Source organism: Bifidobacterium ramosum, assembly GCF_009299505.1.
Taxonomy (GTDB): domain Bacteria; phylum Actinomycetota; class Actinomycetes; order Actinomycetales; family Bifidobacteriaceae; genus Bifidobacterium; species Bifidobacterium ramosum.
Genome location: NZ_WBSM01000001.1, coordinates 513,858 through 531,109, shown reverse-complemented (window position 1 = coordinate 531,109; position 17,252 = coordinate 513,858). Strand labels below are relative to the sequence as shown.

Below are 17,252 nucleotides of genomic sequence, written 5' to 3'. Positions count from 1 at the left end.
TCGCAGGCAACGCAACGCCGGTCACATGCCGCGATCGGCGTTGCGATGGCTGCGCTTGGCGGAACGCTGCGCCGCCATCGCCCACTGCCGCTGCGCCGGCGTCAGATGCTGCTCGCGCTCGCCGCCCTGCAGCGCACCAGCCGGGCGCAGGGCATGACAGATCGCGATGGCCAGCGCGTCGGCGGCATCGGCCGGGGTCGGCGGCTCGTTGAGGCCAAGAATATGGGCGACCATACGCTCCATCTGCGGCTTGAGCGCATGCCCGTTGCCGGTGATGGCAAGCTTCGATTCGGTCGGCGTATGCAACGCCACCGGAATGCCCCGCTGCGCCGCGGCGAGCATGGCCATACCAGCCGCCTGCGCGGTGCCGAGCACCGTATTACGGTTCTCCTGCGCGAACACACGTTCGATGGACACGGTATCGGGCGCGAACCGATCGAGTTTGGCCGCCAGCCCGTTATAGATGGCCAGCAGACGCAGGTCCTGGGACAGGTCGGGCGACGAACGCACCACGTCGACGTGAACAAAAGAAAGCCGGCGGTGTGCGCCGGCTTCGATCACGCCGACCCCGCAGCGCGTAAGCCCGGGGTCAACGCCAAGAATGATCACTGTTGCGGATTACTCCTCATCCAGCTGGGCCATGACCTCGTCGGAGGCGGTCCAGTTGGAGTAGATGTTCTGCACGTCGTCCAGATCATCGAGGTTGTCGATGAGCTTGGAGACCTTGCGGGCATCCTCGAGACCTAGCTCGACCTCGTTCTTCGGACGCATCACCATATCGGCGGAGTCGTAGTCGAAACCGGCGTCCTGCAGGCTCTTGCGCACGGTGTGCAGGTCGGACGGATCGGTGATCACGGTGAACACGTCGCCGTCGTCGATCACGTCTTCGGCGCCCGCGTCGCCGGCCTTCTCGAACAGGTCGTCGAAGTCCACGCCCTCGGACGGGACCTCGATCTGGCCCTTGCGCTCGAAGTTGAAGGACACGGAGCCGGAGGTGGCCAGCGAACCGTTGCCCTTGGTCAGGGTCGAACGCACTTCGGCGGCCGCGCGGTTGCGGTTGTCGGTCAGGCATTCGATGATGAGGCCGACACCGGCGGGGGCGTAGCCCTCGTAGACGATGTCCTCGTAGTTGGCGCCGCCGGCTTCCTCACCGGAGCCGCGCTTGACGGCGCGCTTGATGTTGTCGGCCGGCATCGAGGCCTTCTTGGCCTTGTAGATGGCGTCGTACAGGGACGGGTTGCCGTCCGGATCGCCGCCGCCCATACGGGCCGCGATCTCGATGTTCTTGATGAGCTTGGCGAACAGCTTGCCGCGCTTGGCGTCGATGGCGGCCTTCTTGTGCTTGGTGGTCGCCCACTTGGAATGACCTGACATAATGCTCCTAGCAGATCTTACGGATAAAACTGGCAAACGGGATAAGTTTAGAGCGCTTTGCAGACAACTGCCAGCGATACCGGCAAAGCGCCGAACACAGGTGTGCCGTGGAACGGACGGGTATCCGTCCCACGGCACACCCCGGCGATGTCCGGGATCAGTCCTCGGCCGGCGCGGCCACGGCGGCCTTGAAGTCGTCCGCGGAGTTGACCTGAACACGCTTGGCGATCACGTCGAGGATCTGCTCGCGCGCCTGATCGACCGGCACGCCGTTGAGCTGGCTGCCGTCGCGGAAGCGGAAGCTGACCGCGTTGTTCTTCATGTCCTCCTCGCCGACGATGAGGATGAACGGCGTCTTGGACTTGGAGGCGTTGCGGATCTTCTTGCCGAAGCGATCGTCGGAATAGTCGATCTCGCAGCGGACCATCTCATCCTCAAGGCTCTTGACGAAGCCGGCCAGATGCGGGGCGAACTCGTCGGCGACCGGGATGCCAAGCACCTGCACCGGGGCGAGCCACACCGGGAACGCGCCCGCATAGTGCTCGAGCAGCACGGCGAAGAAGCGCTCGATGGAGCCGAACAGCGCGCGGTGGATCATGACCGGGCGCTGGTGCGTGCCGTCGGCGGCGATGTACTCGAGCTGGAAACGCTCGGGCAGGTTGAAGTCGAGCTGGATGGTCGACACCTGCCAGGTGCGGCCGATCGCGTCGCGCGCCTGCACGGAGATCTTCGGGCCGTAGAACGCGGCGCCACCCGGATCGGCCACGAGGGTCAGACCGGAATCCTTGGCGACCTCGGCGAGCGTGTTGGTCGCCTCCTCCCAGATCTCGTCGGAGCCGACGTACTTGTCCGGGTCCTTGGTGGACAGCTCGAGGTAGAAGTCGTCCAGACCGAAGTCGCGCAGCACCTTGAGCACGAAGGTGAGCAGGTTGGTCAGTTCGCCCTTCATCTGCTCGCGCGTGCAGTAGATGTGGGAATCGTCCTGGGTGAGGCCGCGCACGCGGGTCAGGCCGTGGACCTCGCCGGACTTCTCATAGCGGTACACGGTACCGAACTCGAACAGGCGCAGCGGCAGTTCGCGGTAGGAGCGCTGGCGCGACTTGAAGATGAGGTTGTGCATCGGGCAGTTCATCGGCTTGAGGTAGTAGTCGAAGCCCTGCTTGGTGATGTTGCCGTCCGCGTCGCGCTCCTCGTCCAGACGCATGGCCGGGTACATGGAGTCCTTGTACCAGTGCAGGTGGCCGGACGTCTCGTACAGGCCGCCCTTGGTGATGTGCGGGGTCTGCACGAAGCTGTAGTGGTACTTGCGGTGCATCTCGCGGGAGTAGTCCTCCATCGCGTTGATGACTGCGGCGCCCTTCGGGTGGAACACCGCCAGGCCCGGTCCGATCTCCTCCGGGAAGGAGAACAGGTCCATTTCGGCGCCGAGCTTGCGGTGGTCGCGCTTGGCGGCCTCCTCGAGACGGGTCTGATAGGCCTTGAGGTCCTCCTTGGTGGCCCATGCGGTGCCGTAGATGCGCTGCATGGTCGGGTTCTTCTCACTGCCGCGCCAGTAGGCGGCGGCGGAACGCTCGATCTTGAACGCCTTGATGAAGTGCGTGTTCGGCAGGTGCGGGCCGCGGCACAGGTCCTTCCACACGACGTTGCCGTCGCGGTCGACGTTGTCGTAGAAGCTGAGCTCCTTGCCGGAGATCTCGGTCGCGGTGGACGGGTCGAGATGCGCTTCCTTGTCTTCGATCAGCTCGATCTTGAACGGCTGGTCGGCTTCCTCCTTGAGCGCCTCCTCCTCGGTGACGACGCGGCGGCGGAAGGACTGAGCGGACTTGATGATCCGCTGCATGTGCTTCTCGATGTTCTTCAGGTCGTCCGGCGTGAACGGCTGGTCGACCTGGAAGTCGTAGTAGAAACCGTCCTTGATGATCGGGCCGACACCGAGCTTGGCGTTCGGGAACAGTTCCTGCACGGCCTGCGCCATGACGTGGGTGGCGGAGTGACGCATGATGCCGAGGCCGTCCTCGCTGTCGAGCGCGACGGATTCGACCGTGTCGCCGTCGTGCAGCGGCGTGTACAGATCACGCAGTTCGCCGTTGAGGCGCACGGCGATGATGTTCTTGTCGTCCGCGAACAGTTCGGTGCCGGTGGTGGTGGCTTCCACCTCCTTCGCTTCGCCGTTGACCGTTATGGAGATGGAGCTTTGCGCCATGATATGTCCTTTGCTATCGGGGCCCGCGTTACCAATGGGCAGGCCTGGACTGGTAATCAACATGGGACACGATAGAGTCGAGTGCCGACATTGGATGTGAACGCTCCCATGGCGTGGCGGGAAACGCTCGCTGAGCTGCGGCTCAGCGAGCGTTTCCCGCCACGCACGAGTACGGACCGACGATCGCAAGCACGCCGTAGACGAAATGACAAAGGCTCCCGAAGGAGCCTTTGATTGGAGCGGACAACGGGACTCGAACCCGCGGTCTCAACCTTGGCAAGGTTGCGCTTTACCAACTAAGCTATGTCCGCAAAGGACTCCGCCGTGAGAAGCGGAATCCAGTGGAGCTAAGGGGATTCGAACCCCTGACCCTCTCCATGCCATGGAGATGCGCTACCAGCTGCGCCATAGCCCCGAAACACGTTGCCGTGTCCGTGGGTGATGTAGGAATCGAACCTACGACCCCTTCCGTGTGAAGGAAGTGCGCTAGCCGCTGCGCCAATCACCCATATTCAGTTGTATGCCAAGCATTCGTGGGCGATACAAGATTCGAACTTGTGACCCCTTCCGTGTCAGGGAAGTGCGCTACCTCTGCGCCAACCGCCCGGTCCGCAACCAGCCGGATTACTCCGGCCGACTGAGAGGTGGGTACGAGAGTCGAACTCGTCTATACGGCTTTGCAGGCCGCTGCCTAACCGCTTGGCTAACCCACCGCAAAGGTCGTCAACTCTTCGGACCTTAGAGCGGACAACGGGACTCGAACCCGCGGTCTCAACCTTGGCAAGGTTGCGCTTTACCAACTAAGCTATGTCCGCGATCAGCCGTAGGCAGTTCATCACTGCCTGAGCACGAGTGACTACTATACTGGCGTACATGCGGTTTGCCAAATACGGCGTGTCGCACAACTGGACCGACCCCGTGATTCGCCGCTGGCATAAGGGTTTCCAAGGGTTTCACGCACCGGTTACATTAGGAATCATGAAGAGACAAGCAGCGGAAACGGGATCGACGCTGATCTGCGCATTCGAGGGATGGAACGATGCCTGCCAGGCGGCCACGGATGCCGTACGTCATCTGGTCAACCGATACGAGTCGCGCGAGGTGCGTCACATCGACGGCGACGGCTACTACGACTACCAGTCCACGCGACCCATCGTCTGCCATGCGACCGGACGTCGCCGCATCATCTGGCCGCAGACTACGTTCTATGAGCTCACGGTCGTCCCCGGCCGCCGCCTGTACGCGCAGATCGCGCCGGAACCGAACTATCATTGGCGCGAATACTGTCAGGAGACGCTGCGCATCGCCGATGAACTCGACGTGACGCGCATCGTCACACTCGGCTCGATGTTCGCAGACTGTCCGCACACACGCGATCTGCCGGTGGACATGGAGGACGGCGACGAGACGGCGGATCCTGACCGTCGATACAGCGGTCCGGTGGGCATCCCCACCATTCTCGACGCGACCGCCGGCGAGGACGGATTCGACACGACGTCGATGTGGGTGTCGATTCCGCAGTATCTCGGCGACGGCGATTGCGCGCAGGCCACGATGCAGCTGCTGGACGAGCTGTCCCGCACGCTGTCCATACCGCTCGACTTGGGAGATCTGCCACGCAAGGCCGACGAATGGAAGGCGAAGGCCGGCGTGCTGACGCAGTGCAACGACGCGCTGGCACAGTACGTACGGCGGCTCGAGCAGCAGCACGACCGCGACGAACGGGCGCGCAGGGAGGCGTCCCTCGGCGGACCGGCGTGCGAACAGTTGGTGAAGGAGGCCGAGGCGTTCCTCAAGGATCTCGGCTGACGTACAGACCCTTGACGTACGGACACGGTGAAGTGCAGGCATACGGATACACGATGGCCGGTGCGCGGGACGATCCCGCACACCGGCCATCGTTTCACTCGGTACGTATGCGACTCGGCGGCCAGTCCAACGGCAGCCGATCGACAGACAGGCTACGCGGCGGACGACAGTGCCTCGAACGGCACCAGTGCACCGGTGAGCAGCAGGATCGCGACGATCACGGCAAGCACGATACGGTAGATCGCGAACGCCTTGTACGAGAACGTCGACACGAACTTCAGAAAGCCGATGATCACGATATAGCCGACGAAGAAGCTGATGATCGTGGCGACGATCGTCGGGCCCCAACCCGGGAACATCGCGTCGGTCTTGTAGTTCTTGACGGCCTTGACCGCTTCGAGCAAGCCGGAACCGACGACGGCGGGGATGGCCATGAGGAAGCTCAGCCGCACGGCGGCCTCACGGGTGTAGCCGAGCGCGCGGCCGACGGTGATGGTGCCGCCGGAACGGGACACGCCCGGGATGAGGGCCATCGACTGGCCGAGACCGAATAGGAACGCGTCGCGGTTGTTCATGTCGTCCATGGTCTTGATCTGACGGGCGCGGTCGTCGACGACCCACAGCAGTACGCCGAAGACGAACAGCACGGTGACGGTGATCCACAGGTTGCGCAGCGTGGTCTCGATGACGTTCTGCAGCGTGAAGCCGAGGATGACGATCGGGATGGAGCCGACGATGACGTTCCAGCCGAGGGTCGCCCACTTGTCGCCGCGTCCCATGCGCGACTTCCAGTCCTTGCCGTTCCTACCGAACAGGCAGGAGAACCAGTGGGTGAGGATGTTGATGATGTCGCGACGGAAGTACAGGATGACCGCCAGCTCGGTGCCGATCTGGATGATGGCGGTGAACGCGGCGCCCGGATCGGCGCCCAGCATCAGGTCGCCGACGATGCGGATGTGCGCGCTGGACGACACCGGCAGGTATTCGGTGAGCGCCTGCACCAATCCCAGAATGATGGCCTGGAAGAAATTCATGATCCCTCTTAGTTCATGGTCGTTTGCTATGACGTGTCCAAGAGTACTCACCGCCCCCTAAGAATGCGCCAAGAGGCGTCGTTGTCTCGCGGAATGCCCACAATCGTGACCGGTATACGGAATCATGCAACGGCAAGGAGCAACGTATGGGCAAGTACCGCAAATCGCGCATGTGGGCGCCGGAGGGATTTTTTGAATGCGAGGGTCGCGGTCTGCAATGGCTGGGCGAGGCGCACGCTGCAGGTGGGCCGCGCGTCGTGGACGTCTACGAGTGGGGCAAGGACTATCTGGACATCGAACGGGTGAACGCCTGCTCGCCGACGCCGAAGGCGGCGCATGACTTCGGCGCGGCGCTGGCCCGCATGCACGATTTCGGCGCCGATCATTTCGGATCGGCACCGGCCGGCTACACGGGCACCTGCTATTTCGGCCCGTTGCAGGATCCGGTGCCGATGGCGACCGGCGTATGGGACGATCCGGCGACGTACTACGCCGAAGGGCGTCTGCTGCCGATGGTCGAGCTGGGCATCGCGCGCGGCGAGCTGACGAAGGCCGATCTGGAGCTTACCCAGCGCGTGATCGACGCGCTGCCTGATCTGCTGGGCCGTGCGGCCGTGGACAAGCCGGCCCGCGTGCACGGTGACCTGTGGAGCGGCAACGTGATGTGGACGGCCGATTCGGGCGCGTGCGAGGCCGTGCTCATCGATCCGGCCGCGCACGGCGGGCATCGCGAGGAGGATCTGGCGATGCTGCACCTGTTCGGCATGAGCTACCTGAGCGACATCATGGACGGCTATCAGTCGGTGCATCCGTTGAAGGCCGGTTGGCAGGAGCGCATGACGCTGTGGCAGCTGTATCCGATCGCCGGGCATTGCGTGTTCTTCGGCGGCGGCTACGTGAGCGAATACCGCTCCATGTGCCGCTCGCTGCTGTAGACGACTCGTCGGCGCCGTTGACGGACGAAATAGGTGGCGCTAACGATATATGGAATCGGGGTTTGCCGCCGTACCGGTACGGCGGCAAACCCCGATTCCATATATCATTCATCGCGATCCGCGACGCGCCGCAGTCTTCGCTCAGCTCAGTGCGTCCTTGAGCTTCGAGAAGAGGCACGGGTTTCGGGAACCGTTGGAAACACTGGGGTTTCAACGGTTTTCACCGTCTCGGACGCGGGTTTGCCCACATTTTGCCCACATTCCTCGGAGGTGGTGCCGCCGCCGGTCTCGACCTGCACGGCCGCGTCGAGCATGCGGGCCACGTCCATGAGATCGCTGTCGAACAGGTCGGCGTACACGTCCAGCGTCATGCTCGCGTTCTTGTGGCCGAGCATCCGCTGCAGCGCCTTGACGTTCGCGCCGGCGTGCACCGCCAATGAGGCGGCCGTGTGCCGCAGGTCGTGCGGCACCGGCCAATCGTCCTCGCCCCATCCCAACCGGACGAGCGTGCGCGTCCACCAGCCGCTCGTGCGGGCGAGGCTCTGCTTGCGGATCGGCCCGCCATGCGCGTCACGGAACACGCGCTCCCCCGCATCGCGGCGCTCGCAGATGGGTTTGAGCGCGTCCATGACGATGCGGGGCATGGGCACGTCCCGTCGTTCGTGGCTTTTCGGCGTGCCCTCGACCCAGCCGAGATCCTTGTTGACGTACACGAGGTTACGACGCACATGCAGCACGCCACGGTCGAAGTCGAGGTCGCGCGGCTCCAATGCGGCGGCCTCGCCCCAACGCAATCCGCAGAAGCCGAGCAGCAGGATCAGCGCGCGCCGCTCCTCCCCCAATACGCGGCAGTCGGCGGCCTCGTCGGCGAACGCGAGCAGCCGGGGTATGGTCAGGTAAACGCGGCGTTCCTTCCGGGACGGGAGCCGGGGCAGTTCGATGCCCTCGCATGGGTTCCGGGCGATGAGCTTGTCGCGTACGGCGATCTGGCAGATGCCGTTGAGGATCTGATAGGGTCGGCTCACGGAGGGTGCGCCGGCCGTTTCGACGATGCGGCCGATCCATGCCTGGACTTCGGCGCGGGTGATGTCGCCGACGCGCCTGTCCGCCCATTTGGCCTCGCAGTGGATCGTCCACGCGTTGTCCATGTTCGCCGTCGACACCGGTTTCCAGAACGGCCGCTTCTCCGCCGTCCACTGCTCGTGCAGGTCGCCTATGAACCGTTTGCCGGCCTCGGGGTCGACGTAGCTGCCCGCGGCCTTGGCGATGGTCACGTGTTCGGCCGCCCACGTCTCGGCGTCGATCTTGCGTTTGAACCCGCGCTTGTCGGTCTGCGTGCCGTCGGGCTTCCGGTAGCGCACCCGGTAGCGGATGCCGTTCACGGTCTGGTATCTGGTGACGTTCGCCATCAGTCCACCTCGGTTCCGGAGCGTAGAATATGAACATGTTCGCCATGAAGAGGAAAGCCGCCGCCCCGACGTCTCGGGATGTATCGGATTCGACGTCGATGGAGGTGTATTTCTCCGGACCGGCCGTCGAGGCGCATACCATGAGAGTGCGTGATCTCGCGCCCGCGCTGCTCGGATTCTCCGACGCGATCGACCGCTACAAGGAACTCAACTACCCGTTCCTCGACCTCGACGTGAGCATCACCGCCACCCGCGCGGGATCGTTCGACGTGGTGCTGCAGCTGCTCGGTACGATGGCGAACCTCGGACAGTCGATGACCCCGTCCGACGTGGCCCAGCTCGCCTCCGGCGTCATGGAGGTGCTCAAGATCCTGCTCACCCGATTCCAGCAGACGGGCGATCTCAGACCCGGACCCAACGAAACCGTAGAACAGACCGGCACCAGGGTGAAGGTCAACTGGGGCACCCTCGGCATAGACGTCTCCCACGACGCGTACAAGGCATCCCGCGACGGCAGGATCATCAACAGTCTCGGCGCGGCATCCCAACCGGCCACGCTGGAAGGCTACGACCCGGTACGGTTCATCCACCGCGACTCCAACAGCCAGGAAATCGTCGACGGACAGACATCCACGGCCATGAGCGATCTCAAACTGTCCGACCAGCCGATAGACCCGGCACACGAAACCGTCACGCTGCAGATCGACACGATCCAATCCCGCTCCGCCAAATGGAAGTTCCGCAAGGGCGACGAAACGTTCTGGTGCGAAATCCTCGACAAACAGTTCCTGAACCGATGGCGCAACCACCAGGAACCGTTCTACAACGACGACCTCCTGCACGTCGACCTCGAAACCGACCAGTACATACAGAACGGCCAACTCAAAAACGGAGACCGCCGCATCCTGAAAGTCCACAAACACATCCCAGTCGACCCACAACCCACGCTCGACCTCGACATATAACCTCATAACGGGTACGCTTCGCCCACGCCGCCGCGGCGCTCGCGGTATAGTGGATGCGAAGCAGCCTCCTTCCTTGAATTCGTCATCTTCGGGTTGTTGCTTTCACTACCGGATCACGGATGCGCCAACATCCGCCGACAGCTCCCCTCCCGCACGCCAATGCGGGAGGGGTTTTCTTGTTTTCAGGCGTCGACGAGGGGGCGGATGTCGCCGAGCGCGCTCGGGTCGAAGGTCAGCAGGTCGTAGTCGGTCTGGAGGTTGGCCCAGAAGTCGGGCGTGGTGCCGAACGCCTTGCCGAGCTTCCATGCCATGGGCGTGGTGATGCGCCGTTTCCCGTTGACGATCTCGCCGATCGCGGTCTCGCTCACGCCGATCGCCTTGGACAGCCGGTAGCGGCTGATGCCGAGCGGCTTGAGGAATTCCTCGTCGAGGATCTCGCCGGGCGTGCTGTAGTAGGTTTCATTTGTGGTAGTCGTCGAAGTAGACATCGGTTGCCTCCTTGCTGGTTTCGTCCCATTGGAATATGAGTCGCCATTGCTGGTTGACGCGGATGCTCCAATGGCCTTTCAGGTCGCCTTTCAATGGTTCGAGCCGGTTGCCGGGCGGGATCTTCAGGTCGTGCAGTTCGCGTGCGGCCTTGAGCATCTGGAGCTTGCGCATGAGGATGCGTTCGCATCCGGCCGGGTAGGTTCTGGGGTATCGGCCTCCGTAGAGGAAGTCGGTGAGTTCCTGGTCTCGTGTTCTCATGCCAACATACTACCTTAATACGTTAGTATCGTCAAACGTTAGTAACGTTCGCGTCGCACCCTCACGCAAAAGCCGCTGGAAATCCTGGATGACCTGAACGGTGCGGTCGAGTTCGGCGGCGATGAGGAACACGTCGCCCTCGTACATGCGCTCCGCGTCCGCGTACTCGTCCAACCTGACCATGAGCCGCGCCGTCTCAAGCCGGCAGCGCGACTCCTGCCACGCCGAATACTGCCCGTCGCCATCATCCCCGTACCAGCGGTGCACCAATTCATGCACGAGCGCGCACCGCTTCTTCGTGAGCGTGATGCGCCGGTCGATCAGGATCGTATCCGTCGACCGACAGTACACTCCATCCATCTTGCCGGGCAGGAGATCGCTCATGACGGTCAGGCCGGGCGCCGACTCGTACAACGTCATGCGCATCCGCCCATACGACTGGAACGGGTCGACCGGCAGCGATATTGAAGAACCTCCCGGGTTGCGCACTGCGAGTAGGCGTGGGAGGCTTCTGTTGTCTCCCAACATATCATCCGGGAAGGATTGGAACGACCCCGCCTGGTTCGCCGCGCCAAGGGCGCTCGCGTGCGGGGTACTGTCGATGCTCATGATATCACCCGCCGCCGTTGATGTCGTCAATCCTCATCGGGGAGATCCTCCGCCGACGTCTCGATCTGCCGCTCCGTGTCTTCCGTGGACTCGATGATGTCCCGCAGTCTTTCGATGGAGGGCACGTCGTCCTTGAGCAGCATGCGCTGCCTGTCGGCCTCGTCCTTGAGCATCCGGTACCGCTGCTCCTTGTCATACCCCTGATTGATGAACACGGCGCTCAATGCCTCGATGTTCTGCAGGATGACCAGGTCACGCACCGTGGCGTAGTCCCGCATGTTGCCCTTCCACCCCTCGTGTTCGGCCTTCCATTCGCCGGCCTTCTGCCCGAATACCGCGAGGTTGATGATGTCGGCCTCGCTGGCGTACGCGAGGCGCTCCCTCCATCTGGGCAGCTCGCGCCCTTGGAGCGTCTCCTTGACGGCGTCGGTATGCAGGCGGTAGTTGGTCTTGGCGAGTTCGCGCCGGGCATGCCATTCGATACCGCTCCGCTGCCGTTCGGCCTCCTTGAGCCGCTGGTAGTCCTTGATGACGAACAGGTGGAATTCGGGGCTGATCCACGACGCGAACGCGAATGCGATGTCCTTGTGCGCGTAAGTGCCGCCGGATCGGCCGCGTTCCGAGCGGATGCCGATGGCGTTGGTCTGCGTCGTCCAGTCGGCCACGGACAGGCTGAACATGTTGCGACCCGATCTCGCCTGGAGCTGGGCCGCGGCCGTCTCGTTGAACCTGGGGTTGGCCAGGCGTTCCCATGCGGTCAGGAACTGGATGGTGTCCGACAGGCGCAGCCATCGGCGGATGACTTCCGCAGGGCGGTCTCCGGCGTGCCTGGCCATGTCGGTGAGGCTGATGTAGTCCCTCTCCTCCGACCGCTCGTATGGTCACGTCGACGTCTTGCGCGTGAATTCTCGATGAGTTATCCACCGTGTTCTCCTTTGAAAATCAACGTTTTTCGCTATTGGGGAGCTAAAAGTGGTCGAATTCGACTCTTTTTAGCCGGTCAAAAATGGTGTATAATAGAAATTTTTCCTATGCGGTTTGGTCGTCTTCGTGCTCGTACTTGTGCTCGTCCGTGTTGGCGGCGATGCCATAGCCTTCGCGTAGGAAGCGGCGGGTCTGTTCGAGTTTTTCCTGTTCGCGCGCGGCGATCGCGTCGAGGTCTTCCTCATCCGGGACGGACGGAACAGAATTACAGTCTATGAGCTGCCCGGGTGTGATATGCCACAATTTGCACATCCGTTCGATATCGCCCAGAGCCCATTCCTTATCGTCGTTGATACGATCTCGGACATAGGTTTCGCCGCGACCTATAGCTTTAGCTAAGTCGCGGCCAGACATGCGGCGAACGCCAAGCTGTGATCTAATAGCCTTGCTCACTGTCAGCGCAAATCCGCTGACTCCTATTCCGTTTCTACCCATATCCATCATAGTAGCGCGTATTTACAGCACGACGCGCGCGGATACGCGGTAGACATCTTCTAAATACGCACATTGCGCGTATTTACGACACGCCGAAGTCGCGTAATTACTTGACTGTGTGCGTAAATACGCGCATACTATGAATCATCAAGACAACCACGGAAAGGACCACGAGATGGTGCTGAACGAGCGGATGGCCGAAAGAGCACGGGCGATCATGGCGGCTCAAGGAATCTCAGTCGCTACTTATGCAGAGAAGACCGGCCAATCAGTAGACATGGCATCGCGGAGGCTAAACGGCAACGTCACGTTCTCTCTTACGGATGTCGAGAAATTCGCAAAACTTACGGGTTATAAGCCGGTCGAGCTTATCGACGATGAATTCGTTCTAAAGCCCACTCATTCGGTCAAGTCCGTGTCTCCGGCGCTCGCCGACGGAGGCGTGAAATGAGCGCGGGCAGCGACGACGAGAAGACGCTGATGACCGCTCTGTACTACGGAGACGTTCCGCCGCTCGGTCTTCCGGACGCGCTGGCCGATGCGAACGGCCACGAGCTGTCGGTCGCGATCGGTGTGCTGCGCTGGTACCACCTTCTGCTGGTCAAGTACCACAAAGACGGTCGAAAAGACGATACGGAATGGCACGTCTACAACCGCGTGTGCGACGCCCTGTATCCGCTGGCGATCGCGGAGAACGGCAAGGCCGACGTCACGGGAGCCGGTACTGGCCGCTGGCGGCGCCTATGGCATATGCTCCGACGGCCGCTCCGAGAGCGGAAAAGAACGCGGAGGTGAACGGAACGATGGCATCCTCCCGCAGTTTTTCCCACACGCTTCGCTTCCCGCTGACCGACTCGGCCTTGCCGATGCCGTCCATCAGCCGGGCGAGCGCATCGGACAGTTCGAAGTCGCAGCCGGCTCTGCTCAGGTCCATCGCCAGGCGTACCTCGTGCACGAGCTTGACGACGTACGCCTTGAGGCTCATGGAGAGCGTGTCGTCCTCGTTGACCGTTTCGATCACCTTGGCGAGCATGTCGTCGACCGAACGCCTTCGTCCGTCGTCCAGCGTCACGTCGATGGACAGGCCGTTATCGCGAATGTCCAACAGCATGAACGTCACGCCCGGGGAGACCCTTCTCTCATCCGCCGGAGTAAAGGAAAAGGCGCCGTTCGCGGAACGGAACGAGTACCACGCCTGCTCCCAGAGTTCCGGCATGGCCGCCCGGTACCTGCCGAAGCGGCTCACCCCCATCGACTCCATCCCGTCGAGTTGCCTGCCGACCTCGGAAATCGCGCACATGACCCGTCGCAGGTCGAACTCGACGCCATCGGCCCGAGTCTCCTCATTGAAGAACTCCAACAGATACTCCGCCGCGTTCATCCCACCCTCCCCGTCGAAAGAAGCAATCATGCATAACACTACAGCGCTCGCCGACGGAGGCACACGATGAGCGGGAGCATCGAGCCGATCAAAGGCGGGTTCGTGTATCGGCTGGACGACCAAGCCTCGGTGGCGGTGTCACGCCAGCACGCCGCGGAATCGGGCGGGTTCCCGTTTCAGGCGAGCCTGATCTTGACGGACGAATACGAGGACGGCCCCAAGTCGTTCGGCTTGTCCCGTCTGACCAAGACGGATCTGCGCAACATCAAAACCATCATCAACAACATCCTCAAAGACACAAAGGAGATCCGATGAGCATCCAACTGGTCGCGGAACTGTTTCAGGACCTCGCGATCATCCTGCTCGCGGTCGCGAACCTCGTATGCAACCGTCGTATCCGCGAACTGCAGAACATGGTCGGCGAACTCAGCGCCGACGTGCACCGGTTACGAGAATCGTCCGGCGGCGCGGTTCCGCATGAAACCTCGACGGGACTCGAGGACCGCGATTCGCCTGCTCAGCCGTTCAATCTCCCCTCGGTTGGAGTCAAGCACACGCCCCATATGCTCAATGGTCCGGTCCGTGTCCACCATCCCCTCGAGCATGCGACCGACGAGATCAACCGTATGCTCGAGCACAGCAACGAGTTCACGCTGCGACGCCTCAAGCTCTCGTATGCGCTCGGTCTTGCTCTTATGACCCTTGGCGCACGGATCGCTCTTGCCGGCGTCCGCTTCATCAATCATCGACTTGCCCGTCTTGACGGCCATCGTCAATGAAGCCACCGCCTCGCTAAGGTTCTTCAAATCCTCAGCATCCATGATTCCTCCCTCCGTCGGGAATGGTCTATGTGCCGCAACCTCGATCATACCGGCGGAGGGGCTTATACGAGAAAGGAGCACGACCATGATCACCGTTGTCTATGGCCGTCACATGTCCGGTTTTCGTCGCCCGTCGGAACCGAACCCGGGAAAGCCCCGGGCCGGATCATCCGCACGTTCAACCCATTCCGGCGGGCGGCGATCTCACCCGTACACGGTCGCACTGGCCGTGTTCGCGCTGGCCCTGCTGTGGCTGTTGTCGCATGAGGGGTGCGCGCATCCGGTCGGCAACCTGATCGCCTCGCTGGTCGGGTTCGGGTTCGTGCCCCTGCGCCTGCTCGCCCTGTGGGAGGCCGACAGGGAATAAGAGGCTTGCCCGCCGTCATTGCATTCCCTCTCTTTCCTCGCGGCGGGCGGCGACAAGGAAAAGTCGTACGAAAACCCGGTCGAAAAGTGAACAACGGCGCCGACGATTCTCAAGCCCGTCGGCGTCTCAGGGCTGTGCAAGTGCCCCCGGTACGCAGATCACGGACTCGTCACCGTGGCAAACGTCGGGAGAAGGGTGCGAGTCCCTTCCGGTCCACGAGCGTCATTGCTCAGCAAACAGAAAAGCCCCGCTGGCACGGGGCTGAAACAAAGGCTTCAACAGGAAGGATACCACGATGGACAGTCGGATCACGGCGCGGGTCGAGACGATCACGCCGGAGCGGGACGACGTGCTGCTGACGTGCGAGGAGGTCGCGGCGATGCTGGGGATCTCGACCGGCGCGCTGGCGGTGCGCCGGTATCGGGGCACCGGGCCCGCGTTCGTCAAACTGCCCGGAAAGCAGGGCGGGAACATGCGGGACACGCGGCGCGTGCGCTACCCGAGGTCGTGCGTGATCGCCTGGTGCATGAGCGGCGGCCTCCAGTATCAGACCAAGGCGGCGTGATGGCGACGACCGTCAGCCCGCGGGACGTGCGGGAGAAGAAGTTCACGACGCGTGGCCTGTTGTGGTCGGGCGACTGGTACCGGGCGGACGAGGTCGACGAGTTCCTCGACCAGGTCGCCGCCACGCTGGAGCTGGTCGGCGCGGACAACATCCGATTGACAAGACGACTCAAGCTCAGGGAAAGGAACGAATCATGACCGACACAAGCATCCTCGAAGGGGTCGCCGGCTACATACAGCAGTCGTTGGGCGATTCGCCGAACAAACCGAACCATCTCGTCATGACGGCGCTGCTCGGCGAGGCGTTGGAGGCGGAGGACTGCGAGATCGTCCGCAGACCCGCCGCCGAACCGGCCGACACCATCGGCGACAAGCCGTCCTCGCCGTGCGGCGACGAGGATCCGTACGACGACATCCCCCGGCCGGACGCGTGTCTCATCCGGGAATACCGGTCGCTGCTCGCCATCGCGCACCGGACGATCGCGCATATCGAACGGCATGCGGTCGCCAACGGGCAGATCGATCTCGCAGCCCACACAAACCGCGCCGGCTTCAGCCTCATCCAGGCGGTCGACGCGGTCAACAACCTCGCGCTGCTCGACGACACACTGGAGGATCTGCAATGAGACGGCCGAACCTGAACGACGCGGCCAAGTCGACCGGTTGTTTCGACGTCCACCGGTTCAACGGTTCCGGCACCACGAAGGCGTCGCGCGAGGACGCGTGGCACGCATTCCGCAAGCTGGGCGTGGGCGGTTCGGACATGAGCACGATCCTCGGGCTGAACCAGTACGCGACGCCGTACGACCTGTGGCTGGAGAAGACGGGCCGAGTGGAGCCGGACGACATCAGCGACAGGTGGGCGGTCGTCAAGGGCAACGCGTTGGAGGATGCGCTGCGCACGCGCTTCCGCATGCTGCATCCCGAGCTGCTGGTCACCAAGGGCACGGACATCAGTCTGGTGTCCAAGGCGCATCCGTGCATGCATGCGAGTCTTGACGGGTTCCTGTACGACGCGGCGACCGGCTCGTGGGGCGTGTTGGAGATCAAGACCGCGAACGCGAGCCGCGGCCGCACGGACTGGCACGACGAGGACGGGAACCTGATCGCCCCGGACTATTACATGGCGCAGGTCACGCACTACATGGCCGTGACCGGCTTCCAATGGGGGTACTTCTATGCGGACATCGGCGAATCCGAGCCGGTCGAGGTCAGGTTCGAACGCGACGACGAGGACTGCGCGACGGTCGTCAAGGCCGCGGAAGAGTTCTGGGGATTCGTCCAACGCGACGAGATGCCCGCGTTGACCGGCGTGGACGTGGCGAAGGCGTACCCGCAGGACGACGGGAGCCTCGTGCAGGTCGACGATTCGGAGTTCGACCGACTGTGCGCCCTGTACAAAGCGCATGCGGAGGCCGAGACGGCGGAGAAGAAGGCCAAGGACCTCATCGCCGACCAGTTGAAGCCGTTGATCGGCGAACACAAAGGCGTCCTGAGCCTGGACTGGAAGGCCACGTACACGACCCAGACACGCCCCGAGCATCTGGTCAAGGCCAGCACGAGCCGGGTATTGCGCGTCAGCGGCATCAAACCGAAAACCAAGGAAAGGAACTAG

Annotated in this window: 22 protein-coding genes, 6 tRNA genes and 1 pseudogene; 12 read left to right on the top strand and 17 right to left on the bottom strand. The window is 62.7% G+C overall.

All coding sequences use genetic code 11. The features are described from left to right. Positions 1 to 21: 21 nt before the first annotated feature. The 9 genes from ruvC to DSM100688_RS02200 all read right to left on the bottom strand — a co-directional run bounded on the left by ruvC (position 22) and on the right by DSM100688_RS02200 (position 4,392). Positions 22 to 609: a crossover junction endodeoxyribonuclease RuvC gene (gene ruvC, locus DSM100688_RS02240; protein WP_152357515.1), complete on the bottom strand. Its 588-nt coding sequence runs from the start codon at positions 607 to 609 to the stop codon at positions 22 to 24. A gap of 9 nt (positions 610 to 618) precedes the next feature. Next, a complete protein-coding gene (locus tag DSM100688_RS02235) occupies positions 619 to 1,374 on the bottom strand; it encodes a YebC/PmpR family DNA-binding transcriptional regulator (RefSeq protein WP_152357514.1) in 756 nt (251 codons plus the stop codon). Between the two features lie 157 nt (positions 1,375 to 1,531). Further along, entirely contained in the window at positions 1,532 to 3,577 is a 2,046-nt protein-coding gene (thrS, locus tag DSM100688_RS02230) for a threonine--tRNA ligase (RefSeq protein WP_152357513.1), read from the bottom strand. Between the two features lie 235 nt (positions 3,578 to 3,812). Next, positions 3,813 to 3,888, bottom strand: a tRNA-Gly gene (locus DSM100688_RS02225). Positions 3,889 to 3,919: 31 nt separating this feature from the next. Further along, positions 3,920 to 3,992, bottom strand: a tRNA-Ala gene (locus DSM100688_RS02220). 20 nt (positions 3,993 to 4,012) lie between these two features. After that, a tRNA-Val gene (locus DSM100688_RS02215) sits at positions 4,013 to 4,085 on the bottom strand. 26 nt (positions 4,086 to 4,111) lie between these two features. Then, positions 4,112 to 4,183 (bottom strand) — tRNA-Val (locus tag DSM100688_RS02210). Positions 4,184 to 4,219: 36 nt separating this feature from the next. After that, positions 4,220 to 4,290, bottom strand: a tRNA-Cys gene (locus DSM100688_RS02205). A gap of 29 nt (positions 4,291 to 4,319) precedes the next feature. Beyond that, positions 4,320 to 4,392, bottom strand: a tRNA-Gly gene (locus DSM100688_RS02200). Positions 4,393 to 4,555: 163 nt separating this feature from the next. On the opposite strand from DSM100688_RS02200, the gene DSM100688_RS02195 reads away from it, so the two are divergent. Continuing rightward, entirely contained in the window at positions 4,556 to 5,386 is an 831-nt protein-coding gene (locus DSM100688_RS02195) for a PAC2 family protein (protein WP_152357512.1), read from the top strand. Between the two features lie 152 nt (positions 5,387 to 5,538). On the opposite strand, the gene uppP is transcribed toward DSM100688_RS02195, so the two are convergent. Further along, positions 5,539 to 6,420 (bottom strand): undecaprenyl-diphosphatase UppP, encoded by an 882-nt coding sequence (gene uppP / locus DSM100688_RS02190; RefSeq protein WP_152357511.1) that lies wholly within the window; start codon positions 6,418 to 6,420, stop codon positions 5,539 to 5,541. A gap of 146 nt (positions 6,421 to 6,566) precedes the next feature. Here uppP and DSM100688_RS02185 point away from each other — a divergent pair, with 146 nt between their 5' ends. After that, complete coding sequence (locus tag DSM100688_RS02185) at positions 6,567 to 7,355, top strand: fructosamine kinase family protein (RefSeq protein ID WP_152357510.1); 789 nt, start codon at positions 6,567 to 6,569, stop codon at positions 7,353 to 7,355. Between the two features lie 146 nt (positions 7,356 to 7,501). Here DSM100688_RS02185 and DSM100688_RS02180 read toward each other — a convergent pair whose 3' ends face one another. Then, on the bottom strand, positions 7,502 to 8,764 hold the full coding sequence (locus DSM100688_RS02180) for a tyrosine-type recombinase/integrase (RefSeq protein ID WP_152357509.1): 1,263 nt from the start codon (positions 8,762 to 8,764) through the stop codon (positions 7,502 to 7,504). A 35-nt stretch (positions 8,765 to 8,799) separates the two neighbouring features. Between DSM100688_RS02180 and DSM100688_RS02175 the strand changes: the two genes are divergently transcribed. Next, entirely contained in the window at positions 8,800 to 9,729 is a 930-nt protein-coding gene (locus DSM100688_RS02175) for an LAPAL motif-containing putative phage structural protein (protein ID WP_239519278.1), read from the top strand. 182 nt (positions 9,730 to 9,911) lie between these two features. Here DSM100688_RS02175 and DSM100688_RS02170 read toward each other — a convergent pair whose 3' ends face one another. From DSM100688_RS02170 to DSM100688_RS02150, 5 genes and pseudogenes are all read right to left on the bottom strand, one after another. Beyond that, a complete protein-coding gene (locus tag DSM100688_RS02170; RefSeq protein WP_152357508.1) occupies positions 9,912 to 10,217 on the bottom strand; it encodes a HigA family addiction module antitoxin in 306 nt (101 codons plus the stop codon). Further along, positions 10,189 to 10,476 carry a type II toxin-antitoxin system RelE/ParE family toxin gene (locus DSM100688_RS02165; RefSeq protein WP_152357507.1) on the bottom strand — a complete coding sequence of 96 codons (288 nt, stop codon included), beginning with the start codon at positions 10,474 to 10,476 and terminating at the stop codon, positions 10,189 to 10,191. Before DSM100688_RS02165 ends, DSM100688_RS02170 begins: the two co-directional genes overlap by 29 nt. A 9-nt stretch (positions 10,477 to 10,485) precedes the next feature. Beyond that, complete coding sequence (locus tag DSM100688_RS02160; RefSeq protein WP_204316618.1) at positions 10,486 to 10,896, bottom strand: hypothetical protein; 411 nt, start codon at positions 10,894 to 10,896, stop codon at positions 10,486 to 10,488. Positions 10,897 to 11,111: 215 nt separating this feature from the next. Then, a pseudogene (locus DSM100688_RS02155) lies at positions 11,112 to 11,945 on the bottom strand (KilA-N domain-containing protein); the annotation flags it as partial. Positions 11,946 to 12,114: 169 nt separating this feature from the next. After that, positions 12,115 to 12,504 (bottom strand): helix-turn-helix domain-containing protein, encoded by a 390-nt coding sequence (locus DSM100688_RS02150; protein ID WP_152357505.1) that lies wholly within the window; start codon positions 12,502 to 12,504, stop codon positions 12,115 to 12,117. Positions 12,505 to 12,679: 175 nt separating this feature from the next. On the opposite strand from DSM100688_RS02150, the gene DSM100688_RS02145 reads away from it, so the two are divergent. Further along, entirely contained in the window at positions 12,680 to 12,955 is a 276-nt protein-coding gene (locus tag DSM100688_RS02145) for a helix-turn-helix domain-containing protein (protein ID WP_152357504.1), read from the top strand. Beyond that, positions 12,952 to 13,299, top strand: a complete 348-nt coding sequence (locus tag DSM100688_RS02140; protein WP_152357503.1) for a hypothetical protein — start codon at positions 12,952 to 12,954, stop codon at positions 13,297 to 13,299. Before DSM100688_RS02145 ends, DSM100688_RS02140 begins: the two co-directional genes overlap by 4 nt. Here DSM100688_RS02140 and DSM100688_RS02135 read toward each other — a convergent pair. Further along, entirely contained in the window at positions 13,214 to 13,915 is a 702-nt protein-coding gene (locus tag DSM100688_RS02135) for a hypothetical protein (RefSeq protein ID WP_152357502.1), read from the bottom strand. The two genes, DSM100688_RS02140 and DSM100688_RS02135, sit on opposite strands and share 86 nt — an antisense overlap. A gap of 36 nt (positions 13,916 to 13,951) precedes the next feature. Here DSM100688_RS02135 and DSM100688_RS02130 point away from each other — a divergent pair, with 36 nt between their 5' ends. From DSM100688_RS02130 to DSM100688_RS02100, 7 genes are all read left to right on the top strand, one after another. Continuing rightward, entirely contained in the window at positions 13,952 to 14,200 is a 249-nt protein-coding gene (locus DSM100688_RS02130) for a hypothetical protein (protein ID WP_152357501.1), read from the top strand. Next, positions 14,197 to 14,664 carry a hypothetical protein gene (locus tag DSM100688_RS02125; protein ID WP_152357500.1) on the top strand — a complete coding sequence of 156 codons (468 nt, stop codon included), beginning with the start codon at positions 14,197 to 14,199 and terminating at the stop codon, positions 14,662 to 14,664. The genes DSM100688_RS02130 and DSM100688_RS02125 overlap by 4 nt, the downstream gene beginning before the upstream one ends. Positions 14,665 to 14,791: 127 nt before the next feature. Next, the gene (locus DSM100688_RS02120; protein WP_152357499.1) at positions 14,792 to 15,073 is read left to right on the top strand and encodes a hypothetical protein; all 282 of its coding nucleotides are present in this window, start codon (positions 14,792 to 14,794) and stop codon (positions 15,071 to 15,073) included. Between the two features lie 295 nt (positions 15,074 to 15,368). Next, on the top strand, positions 15,369 to 15,638 hold the full coding sequence (locus DSM100688_RS02115; RefSeq protein ID WP_239519277.1) for a helix-turn-helix transcriptional regulator: 270 nt from the start codon (positions 15,369 to 15,371) through the stop codon (positions 15,636 to 15,638). Beyond that, positions 15,638 to 15,835, top strand: a complete 198-nt coding sequence (locus DSM100688_RS02110) for a DivIVA domain-containing protein (protein ID WP_152357498.1) — start codon at positions 15,638 to 15,640, stop codon at positions 15,833 to 15,835. The genes DSM100688_RS02115 and DSM100688_RS02110 overlap by 1 nt, the downstream gene beginning before the upstream one ends. After that, positions 15,832 to 16,263, top strand: coding sequence for a hypothetical protein (locus tag DSM100688_RS02105; protein WP_152357497.1), 432 nt, complete (start codon positions 15,832 to 15,834; stop codon positions 16,261 to 16,263). The genes DSM100688_RS02110 and DSM100688_RS02105 overlap by 4 nt, the downstream gene beginning before the upstream one ends. Further along, complete coding sequence (locus DSM100688_RS02100) at positions 16,260 to 17,252, top strand: YqaJ viral recombinase family nuclease (protein ID WP_152357496.1); 993 nt, start codon at positions 16,260 to 16,262, stop codon at positions 17,250 to 17,252. Before DSM100688_RS02105 ends, DSM100688_RS02100 begins: the two co-directional genes overlap by 4 nt.